This is a genomic window from Nostoc sp. (genome assembly GCF_036917195.1).
Classification (GTDB): domain Bacteria; phylum Cyanobacteriota; class Cyanobacteriia; order Cyanobacteriales; family Nostocaceae; genus Nostoc.
The window spans coordinates 95,990-113,140 of record NZ_JBALDG010000057.1; the positions used below are offsets into that span (position 1 = coordinate 95,990).

Consider the following 17,151-nt stretch of genomic DNA (forward strand, 5'->3'; position numbering starts at 1 on the left):
CCGCAAAAACAATTGATTTTTTATCTATTAAAAATAGATTATTTTAAAGGCTGATGCTAAAGACCAAAATGCATTTATGCAATAGCTCTGCTAGGAGTTTTCAATAATAAACTCCCAGATTTCACCTCTAGCACTTCCAAACTTTAACTGCATTCCCGATTTCAAAGGGACTTCCTCTCGGAGGATTTGTTGCCAGCCATTGGGTCCTAAAAACCAGGTTGTCCCGTAGGTGGAAAAATCTTGTAAGTAATAAGTTCGCACCAGTGTAGCATCAGTAAGAGTATTGCGGCAGAAGATTTCGGCATGGCGTTTGGATACAGATGGTTCCGGGATGACAATCTCATTATCTTTCGTGCGGCCGATGCGGGTGACTCCATAAGGCAGTAACCAGGTTTTTCCTTTTGAGGTGAGCGATCGTAAAGAAGCAGTTGGAAGCGCGGAACCCACATCAGGGATGGCTGTGTCTGGTAGTTCGGTAATCCCTTCATCCAGATTTTTAATGAGTTCACCGTCAAAATCTGGATGCAGGTAGAGAACAGGTAAAGTCCAAGCAGGTTGATTAAATTTATACAATGTTAATAACTCTTGCCTAGCCTGTGCTACCGCTTCATCAATTGGTTTGTGTAATCGCAAAGCTTCGGTAAAGGCTTGAATAAAACTGTGGCTTTCGTGGTCAGCGATTTCATCGCGCATCCCCAAAACCGCAGGCACACCATGACGAATCAGTACTTCTGCTAAACTGCTCGCAGGTATAGCTTGATGATTGATAGCAGCTGGTTGTGCGCCCCAACAGGCGTTGAAAACCGCTAATTTCACACCTGTACGGGTCAATACTTGCGCCAATTCTATCCCATTCAGGGGCATGTCTGGTCGCAAAAACAGTAACCCCCCGTCTGGGTCTGGCAAACCATGTCCAGCGTAAAAGAAAACATTGTATGCTCCGGTTTCTAATTTTTGAATCAACTCCTGTGGAGTTGGTTGTATGAGTTGATTCACTATACAAGGTGCATATCTTTGGGAATTACCACCTACAGACGTATCTGCAAGAGTTTGCTGTAAGATAGCAGCTTCTTGTTCCAGTTCCAGGTTTTCATCATGACCTAAAACCAGCAGGATACTTAGAGCCTGGTCAGTTCGCAAATACGGTAAAGCATCAACTTCACTGCTGGTGCGACTAAATAGCAAATCTGGGGAGAGAGACATAGCGGATTGACCAGGCTGACGCTGCATAATTTCCCAAGGGAGAGCGATCAGATCCGGATCACGAATTTCTAGTCGAAAGCGCAAACGTGTATTCTTACCCATAGCAATACCACGACTGCGTTCCAGACTACCAAGAATTTGCTCGTCGAATACCCAGCGCCATAGATTCATTCCCAAGTATTGCATCAAACGACTGCTGTAGGGGCCAGTGGTTTGACCTGAAGGTGGGGAAATCCAATCTATGGAGAATGGGTTAGACTTTTGAGGTGTTGAATTTGGGGAAATATCTAGGCGACTATGACCAGCAAACATCTGCTGCCATTCTTGCCAGACTTGGGTAAGTTCAACAGGCCATACACAGTCACGTAAAACGTAGCCACTAGGATAGGGAGCCTTGACCACCCAAATGGCGAAGTTGTCAGTGCCAGTGTTTAAGAGACGGGCGATCGCCAAATTCAGGGATGGCATGGATTCATTAAACTAAAAGCTAAAACAAATAATTTAAAATAACAATTCTTCAAGATGAAAATTTTCTACTTTTTGACCTTGTAGGTTTTTTATTTTGGTTGTTACCTGTTATTATTCCAGGTTTTTACCAGTTTATCGAGTATTTGATTAAGTTGGACTAGTGTCAGGTGCAGATGATGGAATCGCTGGCGGTTCGGTGACGGTTTTACATGGATTTGGTGCGTCTGATTGTAAAACTAAGACCCCAAAGCGTTTCAGTTGGGATAAGTCCAGCAATACTGTTTTCTCTGTTGACGGTAAAGGTTTTGAATTTGGTGGAATTGAGGAAGTTACTGCTGGGTTATTAGTATTAGCTGGAGTTTGCGTGCTTTTATTGGCACAGACTCGCATAGACACCGAATTACCAGAAGCAGGTTGGGGATTTGGTTTTGTGTTAATAACTTCTAAAAAAACTCCCGGGGGAAGCGATTGGTTGTTTCCCAAGGAGATTTGATTGTTGGTTTTAATTACCCAGCCAGGAGAAAGGTTAGCAAGCGATCGCGGTGCAGATGTCGCTTTGATGGTAGGGTTTGGAGTTGTTGTCGGATTGGAAAAAAATGGAAATTGCCATGATTGCGATCGCAGTTGCTTCACGAACAATCCTAAAGAACCTGCTGCTACCACAACTATTAACAGAACTATCCACTGTAGCGGTAAACTGCGAGTTTTAGCAGGCTCAGTGTCTGGAATCACCTGAGTTTTGTGGTTGGGGCGATCTAAAAGTGTCGGATCTACGGATCTGGACGTTAAATCAACAGTTTTGGCAGAATAACTCTCTGGAATGACGACTTTGATCGTGATTTCTGGTTCCCAGTACTGGACTTGATAGTGGACTAAAGCGACGGTGACATTATCGTGTCCATTTTTAGCATTAGCGATTTCGACTAATCTATCCGCAACATTTGCTATACTTGCTTCCCCAACTAAAATCGGCAAGATTTCTGTTTCCCAATATTCTTCCACCCGATCAAAATCACTCAAACCATCAGATGTGAGCAGAAAAACAGCATCTTCGTCGAGCATAAACCGTCCAGATGTGGGATGCAATGAAGTGCTCGGTCCCATGCCCAAAGCTTGAACTAGAGAGCCAGCAGCACTCTGTTGTACAGCCTCACGATAAATGGCATAACCTAGCCGCACCTCGCGGGAAGCAACATCATCGTCGAGGGTAACTTGATAACAGCCGTGGCGGGTAATCCAGTAAGCACGACTATCGCCAACGTGGGTAATGTACATTTCATGAGCAACAGGCAATGCCATGACTAAAGTTGTACCCATGCGTTGACGCCCTTGACGATTTTCACCGTCATTGCGCTGACTAATTTTGTCATTAGCAATTGCCACTGCCTTTTCTAGGTCATTAAGCAGGAGTGAGGGGTCTATGTGGTCATAGGGAACTTTTGTTAGTTGCTGTACCTGCTGCTGGATCGTTTCAATCGCTAAATTTGAGGCGACATTGCCACCCTCGTGTCCACCGATGCCATCACAGACAATTGCTAAAGCTGTTGGCTGGGGTGGTTTGCTGACAAGAGTTCCACTGGGTGGGCTACAGGCATCTTCGTTCCGTTGGCGACTTGGCCCAGTGTCGGTTTTGGTGATAATTTTGATCGTGGGTGTTTGCGATCGCCCTAATTGTGCTAATCCCCCATCTAAAACTGTGATTAATTGATCGGTTGAATTGATCTCTCCCTGAATTAAGGAAAGGCTAATGTGATCAACAAATTCAGCTATGGCTGGTTTGGCATCACTAACCAACTGCTGCCAGTATCCACCTAATTGGGGCAATTCTGGTGATGTTGCGGCGTCAAAACGCAATTCCAACAAACGGACTAATGATCCTTCTACCCGTAATATATAGGAGTCAAGCAAGCTAGAGGCGACACCTTCACTCACAAGAGGTTGCCATAGATGAGCTATTTGCCATAACCAATTGAGTTGGCGCATCGATGTAGCATCACGCCAAGCGGTGGTTAACTCCCTGCCTAATTGCACTTGTTGGATTGTGTCATCTACTAATAGTGGCGGTTTTTCTAAGAGTAATATTTCTCGATCGGCGAGGCCATCAGTTAGAAACAGCACTCCATATACTTGTGGTACGTGTAAACGGTAGGGAATGAGTCTGAGGTAAGCTTTTAGAGGCTGTAAATTATCTAATTCAGGCGTTAGCGCTAATAAACCAGGCTTCGTATCTAAAAGAACAGATTTCTCAAGGACTAAATAGCGATCGGCTAATATTTCTCCAGGGCTACCCACACTCGGGCCATCTACCACAGCCCAGAGGTAATTTTTCGGTAGAGGCGTTGAACATCGCTGGCAAAACTTGTGAGTCAGGGGGTTGGCAGCCTGACAATTTTCATTTGGACAGTAGAGCGTTGCCGCGTCATTTTCCATAGTTTTCGCACCGATCAGCGATTGGCAATTTCTTTAACAGCATTAGTAGGGACAATCTAGACCGCTCATCTTTCTTAAACTTGACATACCCAGACTTTAGATGATGATTTTAGCTGGTGGATATCAGCAGGTGCAAATACTTACTTATCCAAAAAATACGCTCCCAAGTCAACCCTACAGCCTCATCATAGCTTCTATTGCTCTGTGACTCTCTATCGCCAAAGCAACTAACTCCAACCCTGTTACCAAAGCATAACCCAAGCATAACTGCGCTATTTGCTTTTGCTGAATTACCCCATCATCAAGAAGCAGATGATGTTGGTATTTATTTAGTTTATAAATAGGATAGCAACAATTAACTTTAATTAAGAATTAAGAATAGCAAATATAATAATTTTGGCAAAAGTACCTGACGAATCAAGAAAACTCACTTCTATTTCTCTCTCCTACCAGGAGGAGCCAGCGCTCTGGAGAGAGGGTTTCTATGCCACTTGATGGCAGTTGCTTCAAGATAGTCGGGAAACCGCAGACGCTCGCAGGCTCGCTACCGCTGCGCTATCGCCCTTGGCGTCTCCCCTTCTCCCAAAGGGAGAGGCTAACGCCAAGGGAGAAGGGCGCACTGCCTCTTTTATGCCTCTTAACCCGTCCACTGCGGTGGCTCCCCATGAGCGACTGGCGTCCGGTGAGCCACTCGTGGCGTCAGAGATTTGAATTTTCCCCCTTAGAGCGTCGGCAAGGGCGTTAGGGGGTTAGGTTTTCGTGGGCTTTTCCACATGACCTGAATTGTCAAAAGGGTTCAGCCAGCCTGCTACTAACTTATTCGCTTATTGTTTGTCGTTAATTGCAACTTGGGGAACTCCCATGCTGTAGTTGGTAACGCGGGCAGAAAGATTGTAGCTGATTTCGCCGAGTTGCAGGAGCGATCGCAGATAATGCTCTAAGTCTGACCCCACACGGCGCAAGTTATAGTCTGTGAGGTCTGCGCCACTAGATGCTTCTACTAGTTCATCAAATTTTCGATAAACTTTTTGCAGCGCATCTTCATTCCAGTTAAATTCGTTATCTGGGTCAACATCTAACGTTAAGACCTGTTGACTGGGAATCAGTTCGCCATCCCGGTCAATTTCGCCTGCAAAAATGCGGACATGCCGGGTTGTGGACTTAAGCAGCATCGGGTTATCCATAAAAGGGTGTAAGATTTGGGTGAATTACACTGAAATTATTGTAGCCGCTATCTCTGAGCTTGAATGCTCTCAATTTACAAGCTTTGAACGCAGTTTCAAAAGGGTATATTGAATGGGCATAAGTAAAAATATCACCTGTACTGACTAGCTTACTACTTCTGTTAGGAGTTGAAGACGCAGTTAGCTGCTAGTACTGACAGTAGTCAATTATTTTCCTGTAAAAATTATTGGAGAGAGTGTTTTCCTGAAGGGGTATACAAACAAGTCAAAGCGGTCTACTAATCTTACCTACTGCTAAGATTTTTATACTCCTCAAGCCCAAAAGCCAGTAGGGAAAAGCACTCACCAGGAATAATTTGATCTGTGTACGTTTTTTTATGGAGAACAAAAGTTTTTACATTAATAATTATGCTCATCAATTTCTTCGGAATTTTCTATTGCAAAAAACGTACATCAAGTAATTTTACTGAATAGCGCTACATCCACCTCTGGCTTTAGTAAATTCAAAAAAATTAAGCGGTTTTACTTACGTATAAACACCACAATTAGAGTAACAAGTAAACATGTTATTCACGCTAACATAAAGTTGATGTAAAAACCTTTAAAAAGGTTGCACAACTTCTTACAGAAACTTTATTGTGTAGAATCTTAAAAACTGAATAATAGTTATGGCTTACCATAAGCTACATCTGGCACAGTTACATCAAAATCTAGACAGTGAAAATTTAGCTTGTAAATACAGCACAGGAGAGTGAAATGGAATACAAAGGTGATTGATGAAGAAAAATTCTTAATTCAAGCACTTTGGATTCAAAAGAGATATAAAGAATTTTTGCTTACCATCTACCTCCTTACGCTCATGACAACCAAGTAAAGGAATCTCAATAGCTATGAACTCCAAAGTATTACCACGCCAGATAAATAATCTTGAAGTAGGTGTTTATGAGTGCGAAATCCATCTCAAATTCCGGTTGATTGAGGAAAAGAGTCTATTAGGCGATCGCGAGCAACTCTTACAGGTGCTACTTGATGCCTTGACTGTGGGTTCGGACGACTTTTTAGAGACGCTGCAAGCATCCGTTAAAGCGCAGGAAGTGTCTGAATTCAAAGCCTCACCTCAAATGCGACGCCAGCTAATGCGTTTACGTAATGCTGCTGAAAATCCTCCCGATTAAAGGTATAATTTAAGCAGTAAAACCATGAGTTGGGCATCAAATCAAATGTTGATCTCACACCCCAGTTGCAATAAAAACTAATCAGTAAGTAGAATTCATAAAATATTGTGATTTCTACTTTGTGAAAGTCTTATTTAGCAGCACAAAGTCCCAGGAACAGTTTCCTCGATTAAAAACTTTGTAGCAAAGGGTACTGGTAGAATCAGAGAGCAAATTCAGCCGGGTGCATTTTACCCAGTTTTTATTAAAACATTGCAGGAATAACAAAACCCTGTGTCTTTACAGATGGGAAATTGGAGAACAGGCACGAATCCAATGAAAACCTAAAAGACCAAAGTAAAAATAAATAACCTTTCTTTTAGCTTTTTGCTTTAGCTAAGTGCCTGATTTGCTGAAATACTTATGTTTTATCTATTACTGGTAATAAGTGATGGTTTAGCAGCCAGTTACCTATTACCAGTTACCCACAGTCAAAAAACCTCTTAGAGGTTTTGCCAGGCAAAATTGTCACTCTCTGAGTCCCAGAGGTACAGACTTAAACTAAAGTTCAAGGCAGCGAGAGGTTCGTCGAACTTACGTTGACGAAGTGGACGCGGGAAATACCAGAAGCGGGAGGTAAAAAAGATGAGGAAGTGGGGGAGAAGATTACAGCTATTTTCAGGTAAATAGACCACGCGGTAGAGGCGCAAGGCCTTGCGCCCCTACGACAGATGTGGTTCAAATACTTGAATTCTGTTGTAATAACCAATGACACCAGTTGCTTCTCCTGTCGGAGACGCTACGCGAGCGAACAACGGATAGCGTCTCTTGCGCGCCTGGTACGAGAAGCGGTAGCGAGTCAGACGCTAGGCACAGTCGCTCTAAGCGTTCGCGTAGCGTCTCGTAGAGAAGCCATGCCGCAGGCTTTACGCAACGCTTACGAGCGTCGGGAACCTCCGCAACGCACTAGCTCCCCAATGTCTATTTAGCCAGACCGTGTTCTAGAGCAAAACGAACTAACTCTGTACGGCTATTGGTGCCAGTTTTACTAAACAAGCGGCTGACGTACTTTTCTACATTGCGGACGCTGGTTTCCAAACGACGGGCGATTTCTTTGTTCATCAACCCTTCAGCGACCAAGTTTAAAACACTTTGTTCTCTGGGAGTCAAATCAATTTTGAAAGGGGCTGGCGATTGGGAAATGGCATTTCTTTGAGTTAACAATGCCTTAATTTGGGCAATCTGATTGGCTAGTTCAGCAAGATCAGGGGTTTCAGCGTCATCTCCGGTAGTTGCAGCCTTAGCGGCGCGGCGGGCTAGCAAATTTTCGACTATAGCCACTAACTCGTCTGGATCGAAGGGTTTGGGTAGATAGGCATCAACACCAGCATGATAGCCTTGGATGCGATCGCCTGTCATACCCTTAGCAGTTAAAAATACTACCGGGAGTGCTTGGAAGCGGGGGTCTTCTCGCACTTGCTTCAGGAACTGATAGCCATCCACTTGGGGCATCATAACATCGGAAATCACCAAATCAGGTGTATTCATCTGCATCCATTCCCAACCTTCAAGGGCGTTACTGGCGACTTGAACGCTGAAACCGCTCTCTTGCAAATAGTCTTTCACGGCTTCCCGTATCCCTGGTTCATCATCCACCAGTAACAATTGTGCTGACATTTAAAATTCCCTTGAGTTTACCTTTTTCCAATTTAGCGAAAGTTGACATGTATTGAACAATCTGAATTCATCTCTACTGCCCCCAAAGCTTTTAAAGTTGACACCTCGGCCTCAGTCAGCCCTGTCGCCGCAGTAATGATCATGCCTTCATAGGGGCGGGTTGGCCGTAAAGTTGTCCAGCATTCCTCTATAGCAAGATCCCAGCAATTGATTGTTTCATCCTGGCTACCACGCTATTGCTGATCAGAGTTTTGCCGTCTGGGCTAAAAGCCATCGCCAGCACACAACCAGGATGTCCCGGCAATGTTTGCAGACATTTACCAGAATGCACATCCCAAATCTTGATTGTGCGGTCATAGCTGCCACTAGCAAGGAAGTTACTATCTGGACTGAATGCGATCGGCAACGATACTTTACAGCTATTTTCAGGTAAATAGACCACGCGGTAGGGGATCTTGGCCTTGCGCCCCTACGACAGATGTGGTTCAAATACATGAAAACTGCTGTAAATCGCGATGCTGGCAATGACTATCTCGAAGGTGGCACAGGCGATGACCTCCTCAATGGCAACGAGAGCAATAAATTGCTCACTACGAACCGCGCAAAACTCATAACACAGACTAAGCTGCCCTTGCTTTAATTTGCACAACTAGGGCGGGCTTTTCGACCCACCCCACAAGAGATTTATTTTTTGGAGGATGCAAATTAAAAGATTTTTAGCTTACTAGTATTTTTACAGCCGATCAATTATCTTGGCATTCTCTGGCAGCTTGGCGTTTCGTTGCCCAGCAGTCCGCGCCCTAGCAGTAAACAGACCAATGGGAGTATTTAATAAATCTACAAGGGTGGCTTGACCCGCGATGCCTGCGGCGGTCTGCGCCAACGCCTTTTTAATATCCCTTGGTACTTCCTTCAATAACCAACGTCCTAAGCGATAGCCGCATTCTTTGGGTGTCATATCTCGCATCAAATCTACACCGTGCAGTTCGTGTAGATAGCGATTTGAGCGTCCATAACGCCGCCATTGACTTTGCAGTTCTTTAAGTGTGGCGCGGTGGCGATGCCCAACGATCGCATTTGCGGCAAATTCCAAACGCCCGATGTTTTCCCCCAAAATCCGCCAGCAAATGTCTGCATCGCCACCAGTGGTAAGATAAGGACGAAATAAACCCGCTTTTTCTAAGGCAATGCGTCGAATCGCCAAATTAGCGGTTTGACCATAGGGACGAAAGGAATGGTCAAGGGTATGCTTTTGTGACAAAGTTTCTTGACGGTCTGCGTGTTGTTCTAGCAAAGTTGTGCCTGGTAGTGCCAAAATTTCACCAGGGACAATTACCACTTCTGAGTTGACAAAAGGCTGAATTAATGCATTTAACCATTGTGGTTGCGGACGGCAATCAACATCGGTAAAAACTATAATTTCACCCACAGCGGCGCGAATCCCAGTATTACGAGCAGCATAGGAGCTTTGAATTTGGTTTTCGCTCAATGGGTGAATTGTAATTGGGCAATTTTCAGCAGATGTTTTGAGGATGGTGAGAGTGCGATCGCTACTGTTATTATCCACTAACAAGTATTCTACCCGGTCTTTTGGGTAGGTTTGAGACAACAGACAATTGATTAACTCTGGTAAATCCGTCTCACCGTTATAAATAGGAACAACCACCGACACCATTGGTAAAAAGCTGGTGGCGGTGGTTGCATCAACTGGCTGATGATTCATAAATCTGAGATTTTGGAGATGGGATTAGTAGCTAGTATTCCCAATCCAAAATCCTAGAACGGTATATCAAGCAGTTTTCATAACTCCAAAAATCTGGATTTGGGAATGACGTAGGATGAATTTTTGTTTTAGCTAAAATTTCAGGTTATCAGCGCTACTCATGGGTCGAGTGTGTTGAGTTGCTGGTGGCTGGGCAAAGTTGTTACTTGATAGAATTGTGATCGCACGGGCATATTGCGGATCACTCTTAGTTCCGATTAAATCTGGATTAGAAGCCAACTGACGCTCTTGTGCCTCTGTCAAGTCTAGCTTGATATCTGGCGTAATCCCTTTATGGTTAATATCCGTTCCCGCAGGGGTGTAGTAATGGGCAATGGTAACTGCCAAGCCGGAACCATCTGCGAGTTTATGAACTGACTGCACTAAGGCCTTACCAAAAGTTTGACCACCTACGACTACCGCCCGCTTATTATCCTTGAGTGCCCCTGTGAGGATTTCGCTAGCACTAGCTGAATTTCCATCTACTAATACCGCTAAGGGACGATTTGTCAAAGAAGTGCGATTGGCTTTAGTTTCTTCACTGCTGCCCACACGGTCTACTGTCTTGACAATCCCGCCGTTATCATACCACATCCGGGCAATTTCAATGCTCGCGTTCAACAACCCGCCAGGATTTCCCCGCAAATCCAAGACATAAGAATCTACTTTCTTATTGTTCAAATCGCGGATGGCTCGTTGCATTTGATCTGCGGCGTGGGCGCTAAATTCCCGCAAACGGATATAGCCAACGCGGCGATTCCCTTCTTGCCTAAGGGTATAACGTACTGTTGGCACTTCAATCTTTGCCCTTGTCAGCTTCAAATCAAAGGCATTTAGCCCTGTCCGTCCCACCCGTAGCTTGATGGGAGTACCCACTTCGCCACGAATTAACTTGGAGGCGTCATCCACTTTCATTTTGAGAGTGGGTTTGCCGTCAATTGCCAAAATTTCATCGCCTGCTTTGATCCCAGCTTTCAGTGCTGGAGAATTTTCTATGGCTTCGACAACAGTGAGCCGCTGAGTTTTTTGGTTCACTTCCATCCGAATGCCAATACCAGAAACTTCCCCGTCTGTTTGGCTAGTCAGGGCTTCAAACTGTTTGGGGTCCATAAATCGAGTGTAAGGATCTCCCAACTTTTGTAAAGCTTCGCGGATAGCAGTATAAGCTTCTTCCCGAGTAGAATAGTCTTTGCTCAACAGGCTTTGTCTGGTTGCTTGCCAATCTTGTTGATTGAATTTGGCATCAACATATTCACGATTTACCACTTGCCAAACTTGGTCAACTATCACTTTCGGGCTGTCTTGTAGGGCTAGAGCAGCACGGACACCACGAGTCCAAGCGGGGCCGAACACAGACATAGTAGCAGTCGTGGCGATCGCTCCACCAATCAAGGCTACTTGGAGCGGCGAGTAACTTTTCGGAGATTTGTTCATGTATATTAGCTGGAATAATTGTGTTGTTGACAGTTTAGCAATCAGGCTTTCCAGAAAATTTTAAGTTTTTATACCCCAAACTAAGCTATGCTTTCTTCATCATTTTTATCGTTGAATGATGCCGAAAATACTGCATTATTAACAACCATTTCTCGGTTTGTTAGCCTTCTCCGGAAGGCTCTTCTGACCATGTGACACTTTGATTAGCGTCATCTTTACACTTATTCATTACTTTTACAAGATAACACTTTGTTCACTTAATTGCAGTACTGTTAGACAGTCATTAAATCAGCTTTTATTACCTAAGTCATGAAACGCAAATTTACCATCAAATCGTTAATTTCTATTAAAAAAGTTTTTGCTAATCTGTGGCAATTATTACAAAAGCTAACTGGCGGATTGTCCGTTGTCCTGGGTGCTTGGCTGATTTTTACTACTATAACCTTAGTTTTTGCTTCTTCGCAGCCAGTAGATGCCTTCTTTGTACTTGGTGGCAGTATTCATCGAGAAACTTATGTTGCCCAACAAGCAAAACAATACCCGCAAACCTCAATTTTAATTTCTCATGGTTCCCCAGACCCCTGTATATGGTTAATTTTTCAAGACGAATTAGCAGAGTTACCAAACGTTTGGTTAGAAAAGTGCGCGAATTCTACCTTTGAAAATTTTTATTATGGTATACCGATTCTGCAGCGTTGGGGAGTGCATAAAGTCATGTTGATTACCTCGCCAAGTCACTTACCCAGAGCCAAATGGATGGCACAGATTCTTTTGGGCGCTCATGGTATTTGGGTAGAGACAGATATTGTTCAGGAGTTGGGTGTTCCTGGTAATCGTGAATCTTGGCCCAAAACTGGATTAGATTTAACACGCAGCCTATTTTGGGCGATTGTAAGTCAAATTATTCAACCGCAATGCTCGAATGTGACAAAGCTTACCCAAGTAGATATGCAAGCTTGGAAGAATCGAGGTTTTCATTGTGAACACCAAGTGGCGTGGGTTAAGGAGATAGCAACAGATGAGAGTTCCAAACTATAGACCCCCATTAGATCCAGGTGAAATATTACTTAAAGATTTTCTAGACCCAATAAGAATAATTTTATCTATGTCTGGTACGACTGCCTTTGTCGATTGGCAGGCATTCGGCTGATTGCATTTAAAGGAAAATTAATGCAAAAGTTCCCAATCTTGCAATATCAAAATAGCATCTCTATACAAAGACAAATCCACCTGATAAACTTCTATTCCCTGTCCGATTTCTTGTAGAAGGGTGATTGTCAATTTTCCTCCCAAGTGTTCACGGAACTCGGTAAGCCCCCTAAATAGACAATGCGGATGGTCTAGTTGATCTAATTGCTCTGTCAGCGCTGATACGTACAAGGTAAAGCCTAATTTCTTTAATGTACTTATAACCCTTTGCCACTCAGATTGTAAGAGTTGCCCTGTTAAATATGAATAGGTCGTATCTAAAGCAATGCCGATCGCTACAGCTTCACCATGACGTAGGCTGTAATTAGTTAAATGCTCCAGTTTGTGAGCAGCCCAGTGTCCAAAATCCAAAGGACGCGATGAACCCATTTCAAAGGGGTCGCCGCTACCAGCAATATGCTCTAAGTGCAATTGGGAACAGCGATAGATCAGCTTTTTCATTATGTCCATGTCTCGATTAGCCAATTTCTCGGCATTAGTCATAATGAAATCGAAGAAATCTGCATCTTTAATCAACGCTACTTTCACTGCTTCTGCAATACCCGATCGCCAATCTCGATCGTCAAGGCTAGTAAGAAAATCAAAGTCATTCAAGACAGCATAAGGTGGCATGAATGTACCCAAAAAGTTTTTCTTGCCAAAGGCATTAATTCCGTTCTTTACCCCTACACCCGAATCGTTTTGCCCTAATACTGTTGTCGGTACTCGTAGCAGCCGAATTCCTCGGTGAGCCGTTGTTGCTGCGTATCCTACCATATCTAGGACGGCTCCACCTCCAATTGCTAAGACGTAAGAGTGACGGCACAATCCAGTTGCATTAATCCGTTGATGAATTTGCTCTATAAATCTAGAATCGTTCTTGACTGCTTCTCCACCCGGAACTACTATCGGCTCACCGCTCAGTGTTAGTACATCTTCATAATACTGGGCATAGACTGATAATTTTTTGAGCAACCCATCCTGATACTGTAAAAATCCTGCATCTACCACTGCTAACACTTGTTTTGGGGTTGTTTCCCCATCTGCGGCAATCACTTGTGCCAGTAAAGGATTATCTAACTGAAACAAACCTCTAGTAAAGTGAACATCATAATTGAAGGTGACGCGGACACATTGGTTAATTGGTTGCAGATTAAGAACAGTTTTTTGTTGAATAGCCATTTGAATATTATTACTTTTTAAATACTTGTAAATTGATGCACTACTGTAATTATGGTTAACAGTAAAATAAACCCAATAAATCCATTGATAAGTTTAATCTTGAAATAATTTACTAGATTAATTTAACTACTCAATCATAATTTTGAAGTTTATTTAGTTTAATATAGAAAAGTTCAAAATAATATGATTTCATAAGTTTATTTATATTTAGTCTTTATATATGATGATTGACAATAGATATCATGATTACATAATACTTTAATTTTTTTCAGTAAGATAATTTTATGATTTATCTAATCAAAATGATATCTTTACAGTATCTTATTTAAAATCGGGAGATTTTTATAGTTTCAGTGAAGTTATGATCTCACTAGTATATTATCTAGCTACCTCAATCACAAAATATCAAGTTTAGTGCTAGATTTTATACTTGGTTGTCACAAAAAAGTTGGGCAACTTCTCCTGAAATTCATCATGAGTAAAGTAAACAAGTTACTGCATCACTGGCTGTTAAAATCTGTTTCAGAGAAAGCTTTTGCTTGGCTGGAACAGAAGCAGGCACAAATTGCTAGCGGCGCTGCTGAGAGAGTGTTTTTCACGGCATTTAGTGCTGTACCGCGTTATTTAGGCAAACAGGATTTGCAGCTAACATTCCAGGACTTGGAAGCAGCACAGGATGTGATTCCCGGTTGGTATCCTGGTCATTGGAGTGTAGATCAAGCAGGTCGCACACTCTTGCTTTTAGCCTTGCCCCACGATGATGCCCAGGGGTATGTGCGATCGCTTGATCAAGTCTTCTCCACTGCCGATATGGGGGAGTTAGTTGCCCTTTATCAAAGTTTGCCGCTGTTACCATATCCAGAGTTACATCGCCATCGTACTGCTGAGGGAATTCGCAGCAATATGAGTAATGTATTCCAAGCGATAGCACTACGTAACCCTTATCCAGCCGATTATTTAGATAATGCTGCTTGGAATCAGATGGTGCTGAAGGCTGTGTTTGTCGGCAGTCCGTTGCATCTAATTTGGGGTCTGGATCGGCGTGCTAACCCAGAATTGGCGAGGATGTTGGCAGACTATGCCCATGAACGTTGGGCAGCGAAACGCTCAGTTACGCCAGAACTTTGGCGACCGGTAGGGCGGTTTGCGGATAGCGCAATCATCACAGATTTGGAAAAAGTACTGGCTAATGGGGATATAGACGAACAACAAGCAGCAGCATTAGCTTGTGCCCAATCGCCTTTACCCCAAGCAGAAGCATTACTTTCCCGTTACCCAGATTTACAGTCATCCATTCAACAAGGTAATCTGACTTGGAGTAGTTTTAGCCGTGATCGCCTCTTTGTTTACAAATAAAAGGACTGGGGACTAAGGAAAAGTTTTCCAAATACCCAATCCTCTATCCCTAATAAAATTTATTGCTCATTAAACCACATCATGATATTTATCGATCCTCACATTCACATGTGTTCCCGTACTACTTACGATTACTTAGTAATGCGAGAATATGGCATTGTTGCCGTTATTGAACCAGCCTTTTGGTTAGGACAACCTCGAACCAACGCTGGCACATTCAAAGACTACTTCAGTAGTCTTGTCGGCTGGGAACGGTTCCGTGCTAGTCAGTTTGGCATCCAACACTATTGCACAATTGGTCTAAATCCGAAAGAAGCTAACAATGAAGCGCTAGCAGCAGAAGTTATAGAACTGCTACCACTTTATGCTTGTAAAGAGGGAGTTGTTGCCATTGGCGAAATTGGCTATGACGACATGACAGAAGCAGAGGATAAATACTTTTGTCAACAGTTAGCATTAGCCAAAGAACTCGATATGTTAGTACTAATTCATACCCCTCACCGTAATAAAAAAGCGGGTGCTAGTCGGAGTATGGATCGCTGCATTGAATATGGCTTAGATCCCTCACAAGTAGTTATTGATCACAACAATGAGGAAACCGTAGAGGAAGTTTTAGGACGGGGTTTTTGGGCAGCTTTCACGATTTACCCACAGACGAAGATGGGTAACGCCAGGATGGTAGAAGTTGTCCGCAAGTATGGACGTGATCGGATCATTGTAGATAGTAGCGCTGATTGGGGTATTAGCGATCCTTTAGCAGTCCCAAAAACTGCTCAATTGATGTTAGATAGGGGCATTCCTGAAGAACATGTGCAAGCAGTTTGTTATGAAAACGCCCTAGCTGCTTACAGTCAAACTGGGCAGATGAAAGCATCAGACTGGCTGAATCCCCAATCTGTTGATCAGCGTCAGATGTTCAGTGGTAATTCTGTATTACGGGGACAGGAACCAGGAATCAAATCAGTTTCAGATTATGTGTTGATTGAGTAGAAAATTGGGGAGAGACGCGATTAATCGCGTCTGTACTGGGAAGTGGGGAAGAGGAATTGCATAAATATCTGATTCATCTATAATATGCGGTTTCTTTTGAGAAATTACTCGGCAAGGAGGCAGATAAGTGAATGTTGCAAGCTTAAATTTTCAAGGCTGGAGGGGTTATCTGGAATTGATGCGTCCTGCTAATATTGTTACTGCTTGGGCGGATATTCTTGTTGGCTTTGCTGCTTCTGGTGGGATGATTTTTACTAAATTAATCAATGGAGAAGCAAGTTTTTCCATACTAATTTTATTAGCTTGGTTGTTGTTAGCTACAACTGGTTTATACGGCGGCGGTATAGTTTTTAATGATGTTTTTGATGCTGAATTAGATGCAAAAGAGCGACCAAATAGAGCAATTCCTAGTGGTCGCGTATCTCGCCAAAATGCTACTTTATTGGGGAGTATACTGTTTGCAATTGGAATTATAGCTGCTTTTCAAGTATCCTGGTTGAGTGCTGCGATCGCTGTATTTATCAGTCTTTCATGCCTCCTGTATGACGCACTCGCCAAACATCATCCTTTTTTTGGGCCACTTAATATGGGTTTGTGCCGTGGTAGTAACTTATTGTTAGGTGTAAGTGCTGTACCCGCAATCATAGGAGAACGTTGGTATTTAGCACTGATTCCTGTTCTTTATATTGCTGCTATCACCGCAATTAGTCAGGGTGAAGTTCATGGAGGTAAGAAGATTACGGGAGTCATAGCACTACTACTAATTGCAATAGTTTTGACGGCAGTTTTAGCTTTAGGATTATTAGGAGAGTATAGTGCGATCGCAGCACTACCATTTGCTGTTCTATTAGCTATCCGAGTGTTGCCTAATTTTATCAAAGCTGCACGTCAACCAGTAGCCGAAAATATCGGAAATGCTGTAAAAATAGGCGTGTTATCTTTAATTGTCTTAGATGCAAGCGTTGCATCTGGTTTTGCTGGTTTGTATTACGGTTTATTAGTTCTAATCTTGCTGCCAATTTCGATGAAATTAGCACAACTATTTGCCGTAACTTAAATTTGAATGTAGATATCCAGTAATACCATGAATCGGCTGTATGGACGTATAGATGTGCGTCCATAC

Annotated in this window: 14 protein-coding genes; 6 read left to right on the forward strand and 8 right to left on the reverse strand. The window is 43.1% G+C overall.

Annotated elements, in window-relative coordinates:
* Nucleotides 1–90: 90 nt before the first annotated feature.
* The 3 genes from V7K40_RS18390 to V7K40_RS18400 all read right to left on the reverse strand — a co-directional run bounded on the left by V7K40_RS18390 (nucleotide 91) and on the right by V7K40_RS18400 (nucleotide 5,285).
* On the reverse strand, nucleotides 91–1,671 hold the full coding sequence (locus tag V7K40_RS18390) for a CHAT domain-containing protein (protein WP_334962107.1): 1,581 nt from the start codon (nucleotides 1,669–1,671) through the stop codon (nucleotides 91–93).
* Between the two features lie 147 nt (nucleotides 1,672–1,818).
* Nucleotides 1,819–4,101: a protein phosphatase 2C domain-containing protein gene (locus V7K40_RS18395; protein WP_334962109.1), complete on the reverse strand. Its 2,283-nt coding sequence runs from the start codon at nucleotides 4,099–4,101 to the stop codon at nucleotides 1,819–1,821.
* Between the two features lie 824 nt (nucleotides 4,102–4,925).
* Nucleotides 4,926–5,285: an NAD(P)H-quinone oxidoreductase subunit M gene (locus V7K40_RS18400; RefSeq protein ID WP_334962111.1), complete on the reverse strand. Its 360-nt coding sequence runs from the start codon at nucleotides 5,283–5,285 to the stop codon at nucleotides 4,926–4,928.
* Between the two features lie 890 nt (nucleotides 5,286–6,175).
* On the opposite strand from V7K40_RS18400, the gene V7K40_RS18405 reads away from it, so the two are divergent.
* The gene (locus V7K40_RS18405; protein WP_298904291.1) at nucleotides 6,176–6,460 is read left to right on the forward strand and encodes an Npun_R1517 family heterocyst differentiation transcriptional regulator; all 285 of its coding nucleotides are present in this window, start codon (nucleotides 6,176–6,178) and stop codon (nucleotides 6,458–6,460) included.
* A 960-nt stretch (nucleotides 6,461–7,420) separates the two neighbouring features.
* Here V7K40_RS18405 and V7K40_RS18410 read toward each other — a convergent pair.
* Both V7K40_RS18410 and V7K40_RS18415 read right to left on the reverse strand, forming a co-directional pair.
* Complete coding sequence (locus V7K40_RS18410; protein ID WP_334962113.1) at nucleotides 7,421–8,116, reverse strand: response regulator transcription factor; 696 nt, start codon at nucleotides 8,114–8,116, stop codon at nucleotides 7,421–7,423.
* A gap of 187 nt (nucleotides 8,117–8,303) precedes the next feature.
* Nucleotides 8,304–8,558 (reverse strand): hypothetical protein, encoded by a 255-nt coding sequence (locus V7K40_RS18415; RefSeq protein ID WP_334962115.1) that lies wholly within the window; start codon nucleotides 8,556–8,558, stop codon nucleotides 8,304–8,306.
* A 51-nt stretch (nucleotides 8,559–8,609) separates the two neighbouring features.
* On the opposite strand from V7K40_RS18415, the gene V7K40_RS18420 reads away from it, so the two are divergent.
* Nucleotides 8,610–8,756 (forward strand): hypothetical protein, encoded by a 147-nt coding sequence (locus tag V7K40_RS18420; RefSeq protein WP_334962118.1) that lies wholly within the window; start codon nucleotides 8,610–8,612, stop codon nucleotides 8,754–8,756.
* Between the two features lie 93 nt (nucleotides 8,757–8,849).
* Here the strand turns inward: V7K40_RS18420 and V7K40_RS18425 are convergent, their stop codons facing one another.
* Together V7K40_RS18425 and ctpB are read right to left on the reverse strand one after the other, a co-directional pair.
* Entirely contained in the window at nucleotides 8,850–9,839 is a 990-nt protein-coding gene (locus V7K40_RS18425) for a glycosyltransferase (RefSeq protein ID WP_334962120.1), read from the reverse strand.
* A 132-nt stretch (nucleotides 9,840–9,971) separates the two neighbouring features.
* Nucleotides 9,972–11,312, reverse strand: a complete 1,341-nt coding sequence (gene ctpB / locus V7K40_RS18430; RefSeq protein WP_334962122.1) for a carboxyl-terminal processing protease CtpB — start codon at nucleotides 11,310–11,312, stop codon at nucleotides 9,972–9,974.
* A gap of 309 nt (nucleotides 11,313–11,621) precedes the next feature.
* Between ctpB and V7K40_RS18435 the strand changes: the two genes are divergently transcribed.
* Nucleotides 11,622–12,350 (forward strand): YdcF family protein, encoded by a 729-nt coding sequence (locus V7K40_RS18435; protein WP_334962124.1) that lies wholly within the window; start codon nucleotides 11,622–11,624, stop codon nucleotides 12,348–12,350.
* A gap of 129 nt (nucleotides 12,351–12,479) precedes the next feature.
* Here the strand turns inward: V7K40_RS18435 and V7K40_RS18440 are convergent, their stop codons facing one another.
* Nucleotides 12,480–13,682, reverse strand: coding sequence for a 3-dehydroquinate synthase (locus V7K40_RS18440; protein WP_334962126.1), 1,203 nt, complete (start codon nucleotides 13,680–13,682; stop codon nucleotides 12,480–12,482).
* Between the two features lie 474 nt (nucleotides 13,683–14,156).
* Here V7K40_RS18440 and V7K40_RS18445 point away from each other — a divergent pair, with 474 nt between their 5' ends.
* The 3 genes from V7K40_RS18445 (at nucleotide 14,157) to eboC (ending at nucleotide 17,085) form a co-directional block, all read left to right on the forward strand.
* Nucleotides 14,157–15,038, forward strand: a complete 882-nt coding sequence (locus tag V7K40_RS18445; RefSeq protein WP_334962128.1) for an EboA family metabolite traffic protein — start codon at nucleotides 14,157–14,159, stop codon at nucleotides 15,036–15,038.
* Between the two features lie 81 nt (nucleotides 15,039–15,119).
* Nucleotides 15,120–16,028, forward strand: coding sequence for a TatD family hydrolase (locus tag V7K40_RS18450; RefSeq protein WP_334962130.1), 909 nt, complete (start codon nucleotides 15,120–15,122; stop codon nucleotides 16,026–16,028).
* Nucleotides 16,029–16,155: 127 nt separating this feature from the next.
* On the forward strand, nucleotides 16,156–17,085 hold the full coding sequence (gene eboC / locus V7K40_RS18455; RefSeq protein WP_334962132.1) for a UbiA-like protein EboC: 930 nt from the start codon (nucleotides 16,156–16,158) through the stop codon (nucleotides 17,083–17,085).
* Nucleotides 17,086–17,151: the final 66 nt, after the last annotated feature.

Excerpts from the sequence above, each read along its gene's own strand:
- V7K40_RS18390 (WP_334962107.1), bottom strand. The coding sequence starts at position 1,671 with ATGCCATCCCTGAATTTGGCGATCGCCCGTCTCTTAAACACTGGCACT.
- V7K40_RS18395 (WP_334962109.1), bottom strand. The coding sequence starts at position 4,101 with ATGGAAAATGACGCGGCAACGCTCTACTGTCCAAATGAAAATTGTCAG.
- V7K40_RS18400 (WP_334962111.1), bottom strand. The coding sequence starts at position 5,285 with ATGGATAACCCGATGCTGCTTAAGTCCACAACCCGGCATGTCCGCATT.
- V7K40_RS18405 (WP_298904291.1), top strand. The coding sequence starts at position 6,176 with ATGAACTCCAAAGTATTACCACGCCAGATAAATAATCTTGAAGTAGGT.
- V7K40_RS18410 (WP_334962113.1), bottom strand. The coding sequence starts at position 8,116 with ATGTCAGCACAATTGTTACTGGTGGATGATGAACCAGGGATACGGGAA.
- V7K40_RS18420 (WP_334962118.1), top strand. The coding sequence starts at position 8,610 with ATGAAAACTGCTGTAAATCGCGATGCTGGCAATGACTATCTCGAAGGT.
- V7K40_RS18425 (WP_334962120.1), bottom strand. The coding sequence starts at position 9,839 with ATGAATCATCAGCCAGTTGATGCAACCACCGCCACCAGCTTTTTACCA.
- ctpB (WP_334962122.1), bottom strand. The coding sequence starts at position 11,312 with ATGAACAAATCTCCGAAAAGTTACTCGCCGCTCCAAGTAGCCTTGATT.
- V7K40_RS18435 (WP_334962124.1), top strand. The coding sequence starts at position 11,622 with ATGAAACGCAAATTTACCATCAAATCGTTAATTTCTATTAAAAAAGTT.
- V7K40_RS18440 (WP_334962126.1), bottom strand. The coding sequence starts at position 13,682 with ATGGCTATTCAACAAAAAACTGTTCTTAATCTGCAACCAATTAACCAA.
- V7K40_RS18445 (WP_334962128.1), top strand. The coding sequence starts at position 14,157 with ATGAGTAAAGTAAACAAGTTACTGCATCACTGGCTGTTAAAATCTGTT.
- V7K40_RS18450 (WP_334962130.1), top strand. The coding sequence starts at position 15,120 with ATGATATTTATCGATCCTCACATTCACATGTGTTCCCGTACTACTTAC.